At 63.7% G+C, this 17,905-nt stretch carries 9 protein-coding genes; 1 reads left to right on the forward strand and 8 read right to left on the reverse strand.

The genetic code is table 11. The features are described from left to right. Positions 1–3: 3 nt before the first annotated feature. The 8 genes from EXW95_RS03835 to EXW95_RS03870 all read right to left on the reverse strand — a co-directional run bounded on the left by EXW95_RS03835 (position 4) and on the right by EXW95_RS03870 (position 9,761). Positions 4–2,865, reverse strand: coding sequence for a transglutaminaseTgpA domain-containing protein (locus EXW95_RS03835; RefSeq protein WP_174366340.1), 2,862 nt, complete (start codon positions 2,863–2,865; stop codon positions 4–6). Further along, entirely contained in the window at positions 2,865–3,809 is a 945-nt protein-coding gene (locus tag EXW95_RS03840; RefSeq protein ID WP_174366341.1) for a MoxR family ATPase, read from the reverse strand. The genes EXW95_RS03835 and EXW95_RS03840 overlap by 1 nt, the downstream gene beginning before the upstream one ends. A 54-nt stretch (positions 3,810–3,863) precedes the next feature. Then, complete coding sequence (locus EXW95_RS03845) at positions 3,864–4,241, reverse strand: VanZ family protein (protein WP_371809896.1); 378 nt, start codon at positions 4,239–4,241, stop codon at positions 3,864–3,866. Then, positions 4,238–4,657: a VOC family protein gene (locus EXW95_RS03850; RefSeq protein ID WP_174366342.1), complete on the reverse strand. Its 420-nt coding sequence runs from the start codon at positions 4,655–4,657 to the stop codon at positions 4,238–4,240. Before EXW95_RS03850 ends, EXW95_RS03845 begins: the two co-directional genes overlap by 4 nt. A 113-nt stretch (positions 4,658–4,770) precedes the next feature. Next, on the reverse strand, positions 4,771–5,256 hold the full coding sequence (locus EXW95_RS03855; RefSeq protein WP_174366343.1) for a PaaI family thioesterase: 486 nt from the start codon (positions 5,254–5,256) through the stop codon (positions 4,771–4,773). Between the two features lie 72 nt (positions 5,257–5,328). Continuing rightward, positions 5,329–6,567, reverse strand: coding sequence for a type II secretion system protein GspD (locus tag EXW95_RS03860; protein WP_254605491.1), 1,239 nt, complete (start codon positions 6,565–6,567; stop codon positions 5,329–5,331). 24 nt (positions 6,568–6,591) lie between these two features. Continuing rightward, complete coding sequence (locus EXW95_RS03865; protein WP_371809898.1) at positions 6,592–8,628, reverse strand: S8 family serine peptidase; 2,037 nt, start codon at positions 8,626–8,628, stop codon at positions 6,592–6,594. Beyond that, on the reverse strand, positions 8,625–9,761 hold the full coding sequence (locus EXW95_RS03870; protein WP_174366345.1) for an Ig-like domain-containing protein: 1,137 nt from the start codon (positions 9,759–9,761) through the stop codon (positions 8,625–8,627). Before EXW95_RS03870 ends, EXW95_RS03865 begins: the two co-directional genes overlap by 4 nt. 102 nt (positions 9,762–9,863) lie before the next feature. Between EXW95_RS03870 and EXW95_RS03875 the strand changes: the two genes are divergently transcribed. Continuing rightward, a complete protein-coding gene (locus tag EXW95_RS03875) occupies positions 9,864–17,261 on the forward strand; it encodes a polymorphic toxin-type HINT domain-containing protein (RefSeq protein WP_174366346.1) in 7,398 nt (2,465 codons plus the stop codon). Positions 17,262–17,905 lie beyond the last annotated feature (644 nt).

Raw genomic sequence — 17,905 nt, forward strand, 5'->3', positions numbered from 1 at the left:
AGCTCAGCGGCGCGCGCGGTGACGCATGCCCCTGATCTGCCGCGCGGCGGCGCGCAGGTCGCGCAGGGCGGCGTCGGGCGGACCGGGCGCGTAGCGGGCCTGCTGGTACGCACGGGTCGCGGCGTCCAGTGCGCCCTGCAGGTGGGGGTGTGCGGCGGTCTGCCGCTGCGCGTACGCGCCGGGCGTCTCGCCGGGGTGCTGCGGGGCGCCGACGGCGCGGAGCAGCTCTGTCCAGAGGCGCTGGGCGGGGTCGGCAGGCCGGGCGGCGCGGCGCGTCCAGGCGTAGGCGGGCAGCAGGGTCAGGGCCAGTGCGGGCAGCAGCAGCCACCACAGGACCCCCTCGCCGCCCGTGATGCCCAGGCGGGTCAGAAGGGCCGTCTGCCGCTGGCCGTCGTACTCGACGACGACGGTGTTCCAGCGGTTCTGCCACGCGTCCAGGCGCAGGCGCAGGCGGTCCAGGCCGGTCCGGGGCAGCGCGGCGCTCGCGGCAGGTTGCGTCAGCGCGGTGCGCAGGTCGGCGTTCAGGCGGGCGGGGGCGATCACGGCAGTCGGGTCCACGCGCACCCAGCCCTGGCCGGGCAGCCAGACCTCGGTCCAGGCGTGGGCGTCCTGCTGGCGGACGATCAGGTAGTTCCCGTCGGGGTTCAGTTCGCCGCCCAGGTACCCGGTGACGACGCGCGCACTCAGTCCTGCGGCGCGCATCAGGACGGCGAAGGCGCTGGCGTAGTGTTCGCAGAAACCCTGGCGGCTGCCGAACAGGAACGCGTCGGTGCGGTCCTGCTCTGGCAGCAGCGGGGGGCTCAGGGTGTACGTGAAGCCCCCTGCGCGCAGGTGGTCCAGGGCGGCCTGCACGCGCTCGGCGGGCGGCAGGGCCTGCCAGGGCTGCGCCAGGGCCAGCGTGCGGGGATTCTGCCCACGCGGGAGCAGCGTGGTGAACTGCAGGCGGTCCTCGTTCTCCTGGCGGCCCACCAGCGCGCTCTGGCTGACCAGGGTCACGCGGCGGCGCGTGGCGACAGGGCGGGGCGTGAACGCCTGCAGGCCGCTGGTGATGAACGCCCCCTGCGGGACGCGCACGACCGTTTCCAGCGCCAGCAGCCACGGCGTGCCGCTGGGTTCCAGCGTGAGGTCGTACGTGAGGGCCGCGCCGGTCGCCTCGATGCTGGGCGGGGTGAGGCTGCCGCGCACCTGCTGCCACTTCACGCCGTCGAACGCCTCCATGACCGGGCCGCGCCAGTAGCGGTCCGCCGGGGCGGGCACGGCTCCCTGGAAGTCCGCGCGGAACGCCACCGCCGGGTTCCGCGCGAGGTTCGTGACGGACCCGGCGCTCAGTTCGCTGCCCAGGCCCGTCATGCTGCGGTCCTGCACGGGCAGCTGCCACAGCGGACCGTCGGGTCGCGGCACGAGCACGAACAGCGCCAGCGTCAGCGGGGTCGTCAGGGCGAACAGGCGCGCGGTGCGGGTCAGTCGCTGCCCCAGTGCGGCGCGGGTCAGGGGCGGCACGCCCCCCAGGCGGGTGGTGGCGGCGGTCAGGAGGATCGCGGCGCTCAGGACGGCGTACAGGGCGGTCAGTGGTCCCTGGCTGAAGAAGAAGCCGGTGCTCGTCACGAACAGGCCCAGCAGGGTCAGGACCGCCTGGTCGCGCCGCGCGTGACTCTCGGCGGTTTTCAGGGCGGCCAGCATCGCCAGGAACGCGGTGCCTGCGTCGCGGCCCAGCAGCGTGCCGTACGTGGCGTTCAGCGCCGCGCCGCCCGCGACGGCCAGCAGCGCCAGCAGCCAGGTCGGCAGGGGCCGGATGCCCTCGCGGCGGGCGCGCAGCAGCGAGTGGCCCAGCAGCGCGGCGATCAGCGCCGTCAGCCACCACGGCTGGCGCAGCGCCCCCGGTGCGAGGGTGACCGCCAGGGCCAGCAGGGTCCACGTCAGGGCCGCGCCGGGCAGCGGATCGGGCGGCGTGACCCGCGTGGCCGTGACCGGCGGCGTGACCTCCGCGAGGGCCAGGGCGCTCAGGGCCGCCTGCCGGTGCCCCTCGCCGCTGCCGGGCGGAATGACCTCGCCGGGGAGGTGCAGGGCGTACGCGTCCGCGCGGGCGTGCAGGGCGTCCACCCAGGCGGCCAGTCGCGCGGCGCGGGCGTCCGGGTCGCCGGGGGCGTCCTGCCAGTCCAGGCGCCGGGCGCTGCCCTGCGCGGCGTCCGTCTCGCGGGTCAGGAGCTGCCCGGTCCGCGCGACGTGCCGCCACGACACCTGCCGGGGCGAGTCTCCGGTCTGGTAGGGGCGCAGGCCCGCGAACTCCTCGTCGCCCTTCGCGCGGCCCACGCCCTCGCCACTGCCCGGCACGCTGCGGACGGGCGGGGGCGGCGCGCCGACTTCCGGAAGGGGGTGAATCAGGACCGTCAGCGGTTCCGGGTCGGGCAGGCGCACCTGCCACAGGCCCAGGCGGTCCAGGGCGCGCAGCGTGACGCGCACGTCCAGCGGGCCGCGCGCCGCGGTCGGGAGCAGCAGGCCGAGGGTCCCCGCAGCCTCCTCCAGCGTGACGCTGCCCTGCACCTGCGCGCCGGACGCGTGCAGGGAGGCCCGCAGCACGCCGCCGCGCCCCCCCTGCGCCGCCACCCGCACGGGCAGGACCGACCCGGCGGGCACCGGGCCGCGCGCCTGCACCCCGACCGTCAGGTCCCGCGCCGCGCGCAGCGCCTGCCCCGCCGCGAGCACCCACACGCCGCCCAGCAGGAACGTCAGGCCGTACCCGAGGCTCAGGGCGTAGTTCACGCAGCCGATCAGCGTCAGGACGATCACCGCCAGGAACGCCGCGCCGAAGCCCGTCGGCCACGCGCGCAGGGGCCCCGCCCCGGTCCGCTGCTCCGGTCCGGTCATCAGGGGATCGGGGTGTCGCGCAGCAGGCGCGCGGTCACGTCGCGCACGTCCGCCCCGGCGCGCACGGTCAGGCGGTGCCCGACCAGCGGTCCGAACACCGCCTGGACGTCCTCGGGCAGGACCATCGCGCGCCCGTGCAGGTACGCCCACGCCCGCGCGCCCGCCAGCAGCGCCAGCAGTCCACGCGGACTGAGCCCGGCACTCAGCGCCGGGTGGTCACGGGTCGCGCGGGCCAGCAGCTGCAGGTAATCCAGCAGCGGGCCCGCCGCGTGCACGGCGTCCACCTCGGCCTGCATGGCGATCAGCGTCCCGGCGTTCAGCACGGCCGGCAGGTCCCGCACCGACAGGCTGCGCCCCCCGGTTTCCAGCAGTTGCCGTTCGGCGCGGACGTCCGGGTAGCCCAGCGTGACGGTCATCAGGAAGCGGTCCAGTTGCGCTTCGGGCAGCGGGCTGGTGCCCACGAACGCCGCCGGGTTCTGCGTGGCGATCACGAAGAACGGCTCCGGGAGGGGCCGGGTCACGCCCCCCTCGGAGACCTGCCGTTCCTCCATGGCTTCCAGCAGCGCGCCCTGCGTGCGGGGCGTGGCGCGGTTGATCTCGTCCGCGAGGAGCAGCTCGCTGAACACCGGCCCCTCCACGAAGCGGAACGCGCTGCTGGGCGCGTCCCAGACGCTCACGCCGGTCAGGTCGGCGGGCAGCAGGTCCGCCGTGAACTGCACGCGGCGGAAGTGCAGGCCGCAGGTGCGCGCCAGGGCCTGCGCCAGCGTGGTCTTGCCCACGCCCGGCTGGTCCTCGATGAGCAGGTGCCCGCGCGCCAGCAGGCACGCGACGGCCAGCCGGATCTGCGGACCCTTCCCGAGGATCACCCCGTCCAGTTGCGTGAGGGCCGCGTGCAGCGCCGCCACGTGCGTGGCCTGCGCGGGCGGGAGGGTCGGTGCGGTCATGCCCGCGAGCCTACCCGAGAGCGTCTGACAGAACTGCGACGCCCGACGCGAGGTTCAGGCCGGATGAACCACACCCTGCGCCTCAGGCGCCCGCGCGGCGGACCTGCGCACCGCGAGCCGCACGCCCAGATACGCGCCCGCCACGTCGAACAGCCAGTCCTGCACCCCCGCCTCACGCGGCGGGACGAACGACTGGTGCACCTCGTCCAGCGCGCCGAACCACGCCGCGAGCACCAGTGCCAGCCCCCGCCGCCTCGTCGCGCGGCCCAGACACAGCGCCAGCGACAGGTACGCCACGAAATGCGCGATCCAGTCCTTCGGGTGCTCCAGGGACGGACCCGGCGTCTGCGGCGCGCTGCTCAGCCACCAGATCACCCCCATGATCGCCAGGGACGGCACCCACCACAGTGGCCTCGCCCGGCGGACGCTCAAGCGTGCCCGCCCGGCGCGTGCTCGACCAGTTCGATCAGGGTCCCCTCGCCCCACTTCGGGTGCAGGAACGCCACGCGCGACCTCGCCCGACCCGGCGCAGGCGAGTCACTCAGGAACCGCGCGCCCTCCGCCCGTAAGCGCGCCATCTCGGCGTCCAGGTCCGCCACGCGGTACGCCGTGTGATGCAGCCCCGGCCCCTTGCGCGCCAGGAACCCCGCGATCGGACTGTCCTCCCGCGTGGGCATCAGCAACTCGATCAGGGTCTCCCCCACCTGGAACGCCCGGACGCGCACACCCTGACCCTCCACCACCTCATCCGGCCCCTCCGGGTGCAGGCCCAGCGCCACGTACGGCGCGGAACCCGCCTCCAGATCAGGAGTCGCGATCGCCACGTGATCCAGCAGCAACACAGTCATGCGAGCAGGGTAGAGCACTGGCGCTCCGCGCGGGGAGTGGGCAGTGGGAAGTAGGGAGTGGACCGTGGCTGGCCTCCGATCCACTCCCCACTTCCTACTTTCCACTCACCCGATCACTTCGCCTGGGGGCGGGCACGGAGGTACCAGTGGGCGACGGCGCGCATCACGTCCTTCCCTTCGCCGTCCTGCACGGTCACGTTGATGATCAGTCGTGCGCGGCCGTCCGCCGCGAACTCCGCGTGGGCCGCCGCAATCTGCGCCGGGTCCGCCGCCTCGGCCCGCGCGGTCAGGTCACCCACGGCGCGGTTCACGTAATGCGTCTCCAGCTTCTCGATCAGCGGCACCGCGCCCACCAGCTGCGCCGCGAACGCCCCCGCGAACGCCGCGCCACTCACGGCTTCGGCCAGCAGGAACTGCACGCCCGCGTGAATGGTCCCCAGGTGGTTGCGGAACGGCGCGGTATCCGGCGCCTCCCCGGTCGCCCAGCCCACGCCCACGTCCGTGATCTGCACGCCGACGGTGGCGTTCATGGGAATGTCGTGCAGGGCCTTTTTGACGGCGGCGACGGCGAAAGCGGGCAGGGTGGCAGCTTGGGTCATGCGTGAAACCTCCAGGGAGAGAACTCGGAAATTGAACTGAGTTCAAGTATAGAGGTTCCGTGACAGACCGAATCAGGGGGTTGCAGGTTCAGCGGTCGGAGCGAGCATGGGCAAGGGCTCGTTGGGGCTGAGTACCAGGCGCGGCGTGACCACGATGATCAGATCACTGCGGCGCGTATCCGTACGGGTCGTCGTGAACAGCTTGCCAAGTAAGGGAATATCGCCCAGTAACGGAATTTTCTGATCGGCCGACACCGTACGATCTTCCATCAGACCACCGATCGCAATCGGTTCGCCGTTTCCGACTCTCACTGTCGTGGAGGCTTCACGAGTGCTGAACTGCGGCACACCCTGACTGGTGGTGCCCGTCGGCACACTCACACTGATGGTCAGGTTGGTCTCGACCGTGCCGTCCGGTGCGACCTTCGGAGACATTCTCAAGGTGATCCCGGTCGTGATGCTCTGCACGCTGGTACCACCACTGGAATTCGACGTCACCACAGGCGTGGTCTGGGTCGAATTGATCCGCGCTTCGAGTCCATCAATCGTGGTGATGCGGGGTCGCGCAAGGACACGCGCGGCGCCGCTCGTCTTGAGCATGTTCAAACTCACGCTCAGACTCAGCGGATTACGACCGATCGTGCCGATCTTCTTGAGTGACATACCTTCACCCTCATTCAATTTGAAAGTAAAAATACTGTCGTACTGCAAACCGAGGCTGTCGGTCGTGTCCCGGTTGACTTCCAGAATCTCCGCTTCAAACTGCACCTGCGGACGACTTGCATCCAGTTGTTTCAGCACAGCCAGGATGACGTTCCTGTCCGCTGGATTGGCAATGACAATCAGGCTCCGCTGCCGGCTGTCCACCACAACCCGGGTGCCAGGGTAAATGCTCTGGAGCAGTCCCGCCGTCATATTCGGCTCGGCATAACTGAGTGGGTAGATAATCGGTGTTCGCTCGTCCACGTTGATCGGAGCGACCGTCCTCTGACTCGGTGGGGTCAGCAACAGACTGCGCCCATCGGGACTCAGGGCGAAGGTCGTCCCATCCGGGATGACGAACTGCACCGTCCCCTGTTCCCTGGTCCAGACGAGTCCCTCCGGCAGACTGGCCCCACTTGCAAGGACCGCGTCCAGCAGGATCAATCTTCTCGTCAAAGGATCAGTCTGGTAGCGAATCTGCTCGGTCGATTGAATGACGTAAGTATCACCGGCCTTGAGAACCGTGACCGGAATCTGAGCAGCGGACCCCACAGCGGGAGTAGACAGGGCCAGCAGGGTAGACAGCGCCACGACGCGCGTCCAGTTCATCGAGATCAACATATATTCAGCCTTTCAATGAGAGAGAACGAAGGTGGTCCTTCCATCAGCCGGTTCCAGCGGCACACGGAGGGCGCTGGTCACCTGAGACGGGGTCAACGTGGTCAGCGCACTGAGCAGCTCCCCCGCTTCCCCGAGAACACCATTGTTGTTGCGGTCAGTTCCCGCCACGAGCGTGATGGGCTGTGCCGGTGGGAGACTGTGGAGTTCAAACGTCCCACCGGTCGCCCTGACCGTCGTGATGATCTGACCAGCGGCGGTCCTGGCTTGCACATACACGCCCGTGTCGGCACTGACCGCCTGCGCGTTCAGCAGTCCCCACCCGGTGTGCGGGTCCATCCCCTCGACGCCCAGATCCGTCGCCTGGCCTTCCAGCAGACGCTTCACAGCCTGGGGAGGAACACCATCTGCCAGGAGCAGGGCCGCCACACCTGACACCTGGGGTGCGGCCATACTCGTGCCGTTGCGCAGAGCGTACGAGGGTTGACCAGCCGGATCTATGTCAGTCGAGATAATGCCGTCCGGCTGACCATCTCGGTCCTGGTCAGCACTCATGTCCCCACCGTACGCAGCAATTCGCGTGCCTGGGCCGCGATTGGCATACCCCGGCTGGTAGGTGGTGACCGGTCCATTGACACTGGTCACCGCAACAACGCCAGGAATGTTCGCCGGGGAGTACGGCTGACCACCGTCGTTTCCCGTCGCCGCGATCACGATCACGCCAGCCTCCAGTACGCGCTGGATGGCCTCCACGAGCAGCGCGCTGTATTCCGGGGTCCCGAGCGAGAGGTTGATCACCTGAGCAGGGTTGGGGTTGGGGCGCTCCAGATCCAGGTCGGCTGCCCACAGCAGACCCCGCACCAGGTCACTGACTGTCCCGCCGCCCGGCCCGATCACCCGGACCGGCAGCAGCCTCGCCTCGGGAGCCGCGCCCGTCACCTGACCACTGGCCGATATCAACCCCGCCACGTGCGTCCCGTGACCACTCTGATCCTGAGGACTGGCATCACCATCCACGAAATCCCAGCCGGGGAGCAGACGCCCCCTGAACTCCGGGTGATCCAGGGACACGCCAGTATCCACGACCGCCACCGTCACCCCGGCGCCCCGGGTCCTTGTCCAGGCGGACTGCACACCGAGTTTCGGCCAGAACCACTGCTTGAACGCAGGCACACTCGACGAACCGACCGTTCGACGAACTCCCTGATCCCCAACCTGAATCACCTGATCGAACGTCACCTTGACCCCCTGCCGACGGAGGTTTTCAAGTGCGGCGGCCGCTGCGGCCGCAGTGGTGTAGGTCACCACCTGACGGTCAAGCACTGTTGACCGATCAACCAGTCCAGCAGTCGGCACGGCCACTCCGACCGGAGTCAGCAGACGCCGGGATGGGCTGGCCGCCACCGATTGTGTCGTGAACGTCCCCTGACGCTGAGCAGAGGTCATCGGCTGAACCAGTGATCCCCGGACGGTCACGGCAGCCTTCTGGAGTATCACCACGTCACTGGCACGCTCGCCGACAATCAGGCGAACGGTGAACACTCCATACGATTCATCCCCAGATGCATCCTGGGTCGCCGGGAGTTTCACCGTCAGGGTCGAACCGGTCACGGCCGGAACCACCGACTGACCGTTCACCTCCACCACCGCCGATTCCGGGTGACGCCCCCACCCCTTCCCCGACGCCAGCAACACACCGTTCTGCAGCCGCACGTCCGTCAGAACCGGCAACACCTCCAGTGTCACCGCCTGATCAGGGACGTCTGCCACGGCCACCTGCCACGTATCCGCCTTCAGATCGTCCGGCAGGGTGACGCGTAAACCATCCGGCTGCTTCTCGGCGGGCAGCGTGACCGACTCATCCCCGCCCTTCAACGTGACAGCACGCACACCCGACGGCAATTGACCGTACAGAACCACCTCCTGCCCGGGCAGCGCAGGACTGGGCAGCGCCGCCGTGAGGTAAAAGGTGTCCGACCGCGGTGCCGAATCGTCGCCACACCCGATCAACAGACCCGAAAGCAGCAACGCCGCTGACAGGCGGCCCCTCACGGCACCACCAGACGGCGAAGTTCGCTGTAACTCAGACTGACTGGGCGGCCACCCTCGAGACGCACCGCCGCGATCCACCAGTAGTAGGTGCCCGCCACCAGCGGTTCCTGATCCGCCGGGTACACGGCACTGAGCTCACTGATGGGCGTAATGGCCTGACCCTGTCTGTCGGTGTTGCCCCAGATTTCCCTGGCCAGCGGATCGGTACACGGACGGTCACACACCGAGTAGAAGTACCCACTGGCACCCTGAAGTGCATTCCAGGTCAGGATCGGCCGGCCATCCTGCACCACCTGACCGTCGACCGGGCTCGCCACCTGCTGGGCGTCCATCAGCACCGCCGTCCCCGCATTCGACAGCGCGGACTCCACCTGTGCCGAGGACACGCTGCGGACCACGCCGTAGACCTTCCCCGCCACTGCCCCATCCGGCAACGGCATCGAATGCTTTTCCGTCACCGCCCCATTGGACGGCAGCGGACTCTTCACGACCGAGTACGGTCCCGCTAGGCTCCGGTCTGCCATCAACACGCGGTACCCGTACGCGCCGGGCACCGCTGTCCACCCCCATTCCGCCCAGAAACTCCGTTGACCCGCCGCCTGGGCGCCCACACTGCCCACCTTCCGGTTCGCGTGGCCCGCCACGGCCTGCGTGGCGTCTGGACCGCGGACCTTCAACGGATCGATCAGACCGCGCGGACCTGACGTCAGTGACTGCGCCGTAAACGACGCCGGAACGTTGTACCCCACCATGTACCGCAGTTGCGGCGCGCTGGCATTCTGAATCGTGACCCGCACCGGCGCACTGCGTCCCTCCGAGCCGTCCACGATGGCCCTGGCATAGACCTCCAGGTCACTGCCGTTCGGGAAGGCCGTGGTGTTCCACCGCACCAGGTACGGGCGGTTATTGGCACTCCCGATGAACTGCCCGTCCTCCTGCCCGTCGCGGCGGCGGGCGTACAGGCGAACCTCACCCGTCACTCCCTCGTCCAGCGTCGCCTGGAGGGCTGCCGTGCCACTGACCACCGCGTCATTCACGGGCGTAACCAGTGTCACGGATGGGGGCGGACCGCTTCCCCCGCATGAAATGAGAAGCGTGAGAACCGAAGCAACGACAGGAACTGGCAGGCGCATAACCCACACATTCTGCCCTACACATGACAAGACTGTTGCCGCACATGACGCACGCACATGAGGCAACAGCACAGAACTCAACGTGATAGACCCATGAGCTGTATGCGAATACCCTCATCATCCAGTCCGCCGCGCCAACCCCGCTGGGTTGGCGCGACCCTCGCCACCCTCTTCCTCACCACCACCCACCTCCCCGGCGTGGTTGCTCTGGCCGCCCCGCAACTCTTCACCCGGCCCGGCAGCGGCGTCAGCAACATCCCCACCGAACTCGCCGCCTTCGCCGCCCCCCAGTTCGGCGACATCGCCGACGCCGTCAACGCCGCCACCGGCAACGTCTACTTCGACCTCGGGTCAATCAACCGCAACAACGTCAGCAAACCCGGCGACGACACCGTCAGCACTACCGGTGGGTTCCGGGTCAACGGCCTGATGCGCCTCTCCGGCTTCAGCCCCACCATGAACCCCGCCACCATTCCCCAGGAATGGTCCGTCGCGCAGGGTGACGGTAGCTTCGACCTCTACCGCCGCGCCAGCAGCGCCGAGATCGACGCCGCCCCCACCTGGATCAACGAACGCTACGCCAGCATCCGGGGCGGCGTTGCGTTCTACATCCGCAAGACCCAGACCGGCCTGCAGACCGACGAACAGTGGCTCGTGACCTTCCAACTGGCTAACAGCCGACTCATCTCGCACCTGTACGACCGCGCCGGGAACCGCACCACCTTCTACAACGACGGCGAGTACCCCGATTACACGCAGACGCTGCACCAGCAGTACCGCACCGCGAAGTACCGGAACGATGCCGAAGGCATCGATCCGACCGCACCCAAAACGGAGTTCACCTACACGGCGCCCGGCAACGGGCACCTGAGCAAAGTCAAGGACGAGTGGGGCCGCGTCACCACCTACGAGTGGAATGACGCCCTGAACCGCCTCGACGCGGTGAACATGCTCGTGCAGGACGAAGCGAATCCGATCGGGTCGTGGAAACGGCGCATCGAGTACGCGTACGAGCAGCGCGGCGGGCAGTACTACGTGACGTACATGGTGCACCGCACGTACGACGCGACCGGCAACCTGATCGGGCGGTGGTTCGACCTGAACTACACCGAACAGAACGGTCAGGTGCTGCTGTATCAGATGGGCCGCCCCCGCGCGGTGGACCAGTCGGACACGTCGCAACTGGGCATGGTGTACACGACGTACACGTACGACGGCAGCAACCGCGTCAGTACCGTCAAGACCCCCGGTGAAGCGGACATCAGCTTCACGTACGGCACCAGCACGACAGCGGGAGCACTGGGTCAACAGGTGGTGCGGACGCAGGGTGATAAGAAACTGACCCTCGAGTACACGCCGGAAGGCTGGCTGCGGTACCAGCGGGAGCGGGATTATAACTCTGTCATTCCCTCTGACCGGACGCTCTCGACCACGTACTGGTACGACGCGGCAGGGCGAATTCGTGCCATCAACCTGCCGAGTGGCGCGCAGATCCAGAACGTGTACGACAATCACGGGAACAAGACGCGCGAAACGGTCTACGTCAAGGCCGTGAACTGGGCGTCCACACCACCTGCAGGTTACGAACGCACGACCCAGTACGAGTACAACCGTGACAATCAGGTCACCAACACCATTCAGGAGGCCCGGTCCGGAACGGTCGTCCACGGCGTCGATTCCACTCAGACTGCCACATTTAGCTACGGCGCAGTCACGCGCCCCGTGACGCGCGCGAACTACAGCGTCTATTCCTACAACCAGAAATTCGCCGCGCCGTCCAGCGCGACGGAAAACGTCAACGTGGATGGCGTCAATACCAGTGCGACCATCAACACCGTCGACGAGTACGGTCGCCTGACCCGTACACAATCGGTTGCGGCCGGGACCCCGACCGTCAACACCGACTACGAGTACCACAGCGGGACCGCGCAGATCTGGCAACCCACCGTGACCGGCGACATCGACTGGAGCCGCCCGCGGGGCGTACGGAACTTCGGGGATCAGGTGCACCTGACCTGGACGTACCAGGACGGGCAGGCCCGTGATTCTGGCAAGCGCACCCAGACGTACTACGACGAGTTCGGCAATCCAGCCTGGGTAAACCTGGAGAAATGGACCGGCGGGAAATGGACGGCCGGGACGGCCGTCCAGCGTGACCTGCAGCAGTTCGCGGCGTACAACGGCTTCGGACAGCAGGAATGGGCCTACAGCCGCACGTTGGTGAACGGCAGCACGGACGCGAAAGAAGAGAGCAAGTCACTGACGAAGTTCTTCACGTCCGGGGAACCGAAGTTCAGCTTCACCGGCAACCCCGGCAACCTGACGACATTCGCGTACAACGCCACGGGCCAGCTGATCGAACTCAAGATGGGTGCCGGTGCCAACGGGGCGATCACCACGCCGCGGCGCACCACCGCGTATACGTATGACGGGTACGGCCGGAAAGCCAGTGAGACGACCAGCGGGAACAGCACGACCTTTGAGTACGACACGCGCGACAACCTGGCCAGGCAGGTCAACCCGGACAGCAGCACGATTGTCATGCAGTACAACTCCCTGACTGGCGCGCTTGCCCATGAGCAGGTCAGCCGCGCTGGAGAACCACTCCGATACACCAAGCACACCCTGGACGCCCTGGGTCGTGAAATCCGCACCACGAGCAACACGTCTGTTGGCGATAAGATCGTCGATACGCTGTACGACGCGTACGACCGACCGATCCGGGTGACGAATCAGGCGCTGACGATGAACGCGGACCCGAAAGACCGCAGCACATACCTGCGGTACGACACGCTGGGCCGCCTGGTGAAGAAACTCGACCCGGCGCTGATCACGAACGGCAGTCCGTATACGGACGCGCGGCGTCCGTATACGGAGTACGGGTACGACTGGCGCGGTCGCCAGACGACCGTCACCAGTCTGCTGTATGGCGGGACGGTCACGCCGGACACCATGACGTTCCCGCAGGGCGCCGCACTGGCGGGCGAAACCACCGAGTACGACCTCTTCGACCGGCCCGTCAAGGTGACGGACGCAGCCGGGTACACGACCAGCATGACGTACGACCGCGCGGGGAACGTCACGACCCTGACCAAACAGGTGTGGAGAGGCGACGAAACCGACTACACGGTCGCCGCCCCCGGCTTTACCAGCACCACCACCCGCATGGCCTACACCGCCGCGCAGAAACCCACGCAGATGGTCGATGCGCGGGGGAACAGCATCTACACGGACTACGACATCAACGGAAACGTGACGCTGAGCACCGACGCGCGCGGGATCGTCACCAAGGCGTTCACGTACACGTCGGACAACCTGCTCGAGCGCGTATGGGAGCCGGACAACAACGCAGGCACCACCGCGAAGTACGGCGAGGTGTCGCTGGGCAGCCTGAGCAGCACCCATCAGGTGACCGAATACAACCAGTACGGCGTGGACGGCAGCCTGAAGCCCGTCACGACGTGGCGGGCGCACATGAACACCCAGGCCGGGCCGAACAGTGGCGCGCGCACGGATTACGTCTACGACTACGCGGGGCGCGTGACGAGCACGACCCTGCCCGCGGACGCGCAGGGCGCGACCGCGACCATCACGCAGGACTACGACAGCCTCGGGAACGTCACGAAGACCGTGGACGCCAACGGCTTCCCGACCGTGAACACGTACAACGAGGACGGCAAACTGGCGAGCACGCACCAGCAGGCCCGGGCCGGGAACGCGACGGACAGCGGGGCCGGACTGAGTAACGGCCTGCGGAGCACCTACCGGTACGACCTGAACGGGAACCTGACGTACAAGAACGAACGGAACCTGATCACCGAGTACCGCTACAACTCGCTGGGTAAGGTCGTGCACGAGAGTCGCCCACGGGTGGGCGACGCGACCGCCACGAACTGGAAACTGACGACGTACCGCTTGGACGGGCTACCGACCGTGAAGACGTCGTACACGTACGCGGGGAACCTGACGAGCCAGCCGCAGACCGTGGTACCCGGGGACTCCAGCCTGGCGGTAACGGCGGGGAACGCGACGATCACGGAGTACAACGCCCGTGGGGACGTGTGGGCGGAATGGTCGCTCGCGGCGGGCCGCACGCCGGAATCGCAGTTCTGGCAGTACGTGAACGGCGCGGGGCAACGCTACCGGCGGGTGTTCCTGGGCAACATGGGCATCTACGCGGAGCAGAAAGCGAATGAGGTGACGCCGCTGGGGCACGCGAACAGCCTGACGTTCTGGCGGTTCGACGAGTTGGGGAACCTGCTGGAGAAGTGGGACACCCCCATGAACAACAGCACCTGGACGGCGTCGAATCTCGCGGACAGGCAGAACTGGTTCCGGTACACGTACAGCGCCAGCGGGAAGCAACTGACGGAGGCACGGAAGATTGAAGTCCGGCAAAAATCAGTGCGTCCAACCAATGAACTAAACAAGTACGGTGGATACAACGGCATTTACCTGGCAGCCAGTATATCAAATTCGTCATCAAGTTACAATGAGAGAGATCAGATATCCGCAGTCTCTATCGCCGACAGGTCACCTATTCTATCCAATGATCGCATACCAATGCAGGATTCAATAGACTCCGCACCCGTCATAAATCAGTCCTATACTTATTATTTAGATGGAAAATTACGCAATGAAAATGGAAAGGTCTTTGAGATGTATGATCAAAGGGGTCGGCAATTAAAAGTACTCGACCCCAATGGCGCCGCCTCATCGGCAGAATGTCAGCCACAGACCGTCAATGGAACCACAAAGCCATCAGATAATGTCGTTTGTCGTCCGGGATACATAGAATATTATTACGATGCAGAGAAGATTATTACCAACATATATCACCTGAAGTCAGATGGCACGGCATCTGATACATCAAGAAACACCGTCTATACCTCTGTAGGCGGAAACGTAGCCAAAAGAGTTAAGAGTAAAGTTCGTGCCGCTACGTTGTATTTTCTAGATTCAACTCACGTTTACAAGTATGACAGCTTGACAGGACTGATAATATCTTCATCAGGTGACAATTCATCTCAGATCAATACATATAATCAGTACGGACAGATAGATTCGACAACTACCAAGAGTGATAATAAATATACGAAAATATTTTACTCATATGATGGAGATGGATACATGAAGAGCAGTGGATTTCCATTATCCTCCACGTATCGGATAGATTCCCGAGGCAATAGGTTATCAGAACTTAGTGACGGCATCACCACGTGGCAAAAAAGGTATAATGCCGATAATAAAGTTCACCAGTTCAACTCAAATGAGTATTATTCGCCAGCAGTAAATTCTATGCATTCCGCGAGGTTAAATGATTTCCGCTACAGCCCTAACGGTGGTCTTGCTATTACTAGCACTGCTCAGATAATTGAAGGCAGTCAATTAATTTCAGCCTCCGATGATCCTATATTCTCCGTCATTCGGGATTGGTCAAATAGCTTCTCAAGCAATGATTCAATCACTGCTATATACAGGAAGGCTGGAGATTTCAGAAGATGGTGCGAGGAAGATGACAGCGGACAAGTGCTGCATTGCGATATAATCGCATCGACCTATAAAACGAATGCATATCAGTATAAAGATGCCCTATACTCCGAGATCGACGGTACGCACGACACGATTTCATGGAACGGAACGACACCTTTTTCAATTGTGCGAATTATAGATACATTCGATGCGCCTATTAAGCCATTGAGTGGCATACTGAAAATCGATCCGTTGAACATCACGAATCAGAAATTACCGAAACTCATTGATCCGAGCAAAGTGAAACCCGGACTTGATTCGCAGGACCAATCGGAAACCGTAAAACCCGTTCAGACAGGCGCGAGCCAGGGCGCAAAGCAAACCGTGCAAATTTCTGACGGGCAAGCCAGAGCGCAAGCCACCAAAGCGTCGGACAGTGGGGCAGTTATGGTGCAGGAAGTCCCCGCAGATTTCGATGACGGGCAGGGATTTGAACAACCCATCTATGCAGTACAGCCACAGGTTGCCTCTGTTGCTGATTATATCAGTCAAGCAGGAGGAGACGTACTGAGAGGCCTGCAAGCCTACAACAAGGCTCGACAGGCGGAAATCGATGCAGAACTTGGCCGTCAAAAGAAATTGGCTCAAGATCAAAAGGAAATGCTTTCCAACGAAATCGATAAAACTTTTTTCCGATCTTCATCGGGATATGATGTCACTGAAAAATTAAGACGCGGCCTACAGAATTCACTTGAATTTGCTGAAAAGACTATGAATCCTACGGAGCAACTTGCCTATTATGCTGGCCTGTCGTTAATGCTTGGGCAGGATAATATAAGTAATAATAAGGGGCTAAGAATTGTCGGACACGACACATCTGATGCATTGAGCGCAATGGGAAATGCGGTCGAGCAATTGGGTAGCAGGCAAGCAAAGCCGGTAAAAGAAAGTCTTCTGGCCACTGTAACAGCCGCGTATGCGATGGACGCTTACAAGAAAGAACTCGGGTCTTTCGCATTCACAGTGCTTACGTTGCCGGCTGATGTCGCCGCATTCATGAAGACAGCGAAGACAGTTGGTCCCGCACTTGCTAGGCTGGCTAAAATGAGTCCCCGTGCTGTATTCGATATCACGAAGATGGGGAAGACAGCCGGGGAAATTGGCATCAGTGGTCTGAGGCGATTGGCGGACGGCTGTGATTTGGTACCAAACTCCTTCTCCCCGAACACCCTGGTTCGCACCCTCTCCGGCCTCGTTGCCATATCCGCGTTGACCATCGGCACGCCGGTGCTGGCGTTCAATGAGCAGACGGGCCAGAATGGGTACTACCCGATCACGCACGTCATCACGCACGGCACGAAGGATCAGGGCGTCACGTACCTGACGCTGACCGACCCGGACAACAAGAACAAGCTGGAATTCATTGAAACGACGCCGGAGCATCCCTTCTTCGTCGCGCAGCCCGCCGATGCCCAGCCCAGGCCCGCGCCGGAAGGCCACGGCGACCTGAGCCGGAACTGGGTGGGCGCAGGGCACCTGAAGATCGGGGATAAGATCAAGCAGGCCGACGGCACCACCGGTCTGGTCGCCAACGTCACCACCGTTGAGCAGACGCGCGAGATGTTCAACCTCACCGTCAGCGAAGCCCACACCTACTACGTCGGGCAGGACGGGTGGTTGGTGCATAACTGCGATGATCACATCGTTTTGGGATTAGACAAATGGGGGCTCGGACATACAGCCAACGCTGTCGGTGGAAGAACCCTTATGAGTGATCCAAATTGGCGTGCAACTCTCATAGAGGCAATCGCCGACCCTAAAACTAAGTTCACCGTATCGATTGATGGTATGACTGGTAAGGATACATACGCTAAAATTATGGGAGCGGTTCAGCGCGCAGCTTCAGGATCCAACGAGGCCTCATTGACTGATTGGGAAATGAAGTTGCTCTATGAAGCAGGAAGACTTGGAGAAGTTCAGTTCACTAAACTGGGCGGACGCACGACTCTTGAGAATCCATTCAAGTGAGGAGCATATGGAATTGTATACTGGCGCGATCAGAATATTTGAAATATGGGCATATACACCTAGTCATAGCACTTGCCTCTTAAGGAGCAATATCAATGAAGATGAACATGCATCTGATAGAATTGATATTGCGTGCTATGGCGTGAAAAAGATATGCCTGTCTAGTTTGTTTGCAGTAGATAGAATTATCGTTGAGGGAGGCATGGCGCACCTATATTTGAATGAGAATGAGGTCGGGTGCATCGAAGCAAGTAGGTTCCAAGCCATGAAAGATCAAAGCAGTTTTGCTGCTCCTTCTGGAATAGACATCGAATGGGGGGTTTTGCGGGGATTAGTCCTCTAGTTTTAATAGGTTGGATTTGGTAATGCTTGGCAAGCTTACTAGTAGAAGCTCGTAATACAACTTAGCTTCAACTACTCGCCGCCCCACCTTCCTCTCAGGAACGTGGGGTGGCTTCTCTATTACTCTCTCTCCGGGCAACGCCGGAGCAAACAGCAATCACCAGTGCGTGATCTTCAGCCGTTGCAGCCTCACCCAGTAGCCGTTCCAGCGCGCTTTCCGGTATCCCTGGTCACTCAAGCATCTGGTGTGGCCACTGCCGTAAGTCCTGCTCCACCCAGCCCCGCAGCACCTACCACATCCA

The organism is Deinococcus sp. JMULE3 (assembly GCF_013337115.1).
Classification (GTDB): Bacteria; Deinococcota; Deinococci; order Deinococcales; family Deinococcaceae; genus Deinococcus.

Coding starts and splice junctions, on each gene's coding strand:
- EXW95_RS03840 (WP_174366341.1), bottom strand. CDS start 3,809: ATGACCGCACCGACCCTCCCGCCCGCGCAGGCCACGCACGTGGCGGCG.
- EXW95_RS03860 (WP_254605491.1), bottom strand. CDS start 6,567: ATGAACTGGACGCGCGTCGTGGCGCTGTCTACCCTGCTGGCCCTGTCT.
- EXW95_RS03870 (WP_174366345.1), bottom strand. CDS start 9,761: ATGCGCCTGCCAGTTCCTGTCGTTGCTTCGGTTCTCACGCTTCTCATT.
- EXW95_RS03850 (WP_174366342.1), bottom strand. CDS start 4,657: ATGACTGTGTTGCTGCTGGATCACGTGGCGATCGCGACTCCTGATCTG.
- EXW95_RS03835 (WP_174366340.1), bottom strand. CDS start 2,865: ATGACCGGACCGGAGCAGCGGACCGGGGCGGGGCCCCTGCGCGCGTGG.
- EXW95_RS03875 (WP_174366346.1), top strand. CDS start 9,864: ATGCGAATACCCTCATCATCCAGTCCGCCGCGCCAACCCCGCTGGGTT.
- EXW95_RS03855 (WP_174366343.1), bottom strand. CDS start 5,256: ATGACCCAAGCTGCCACCCTGCCCGCTTTCGCCGTCGCCGCCGTCAAA.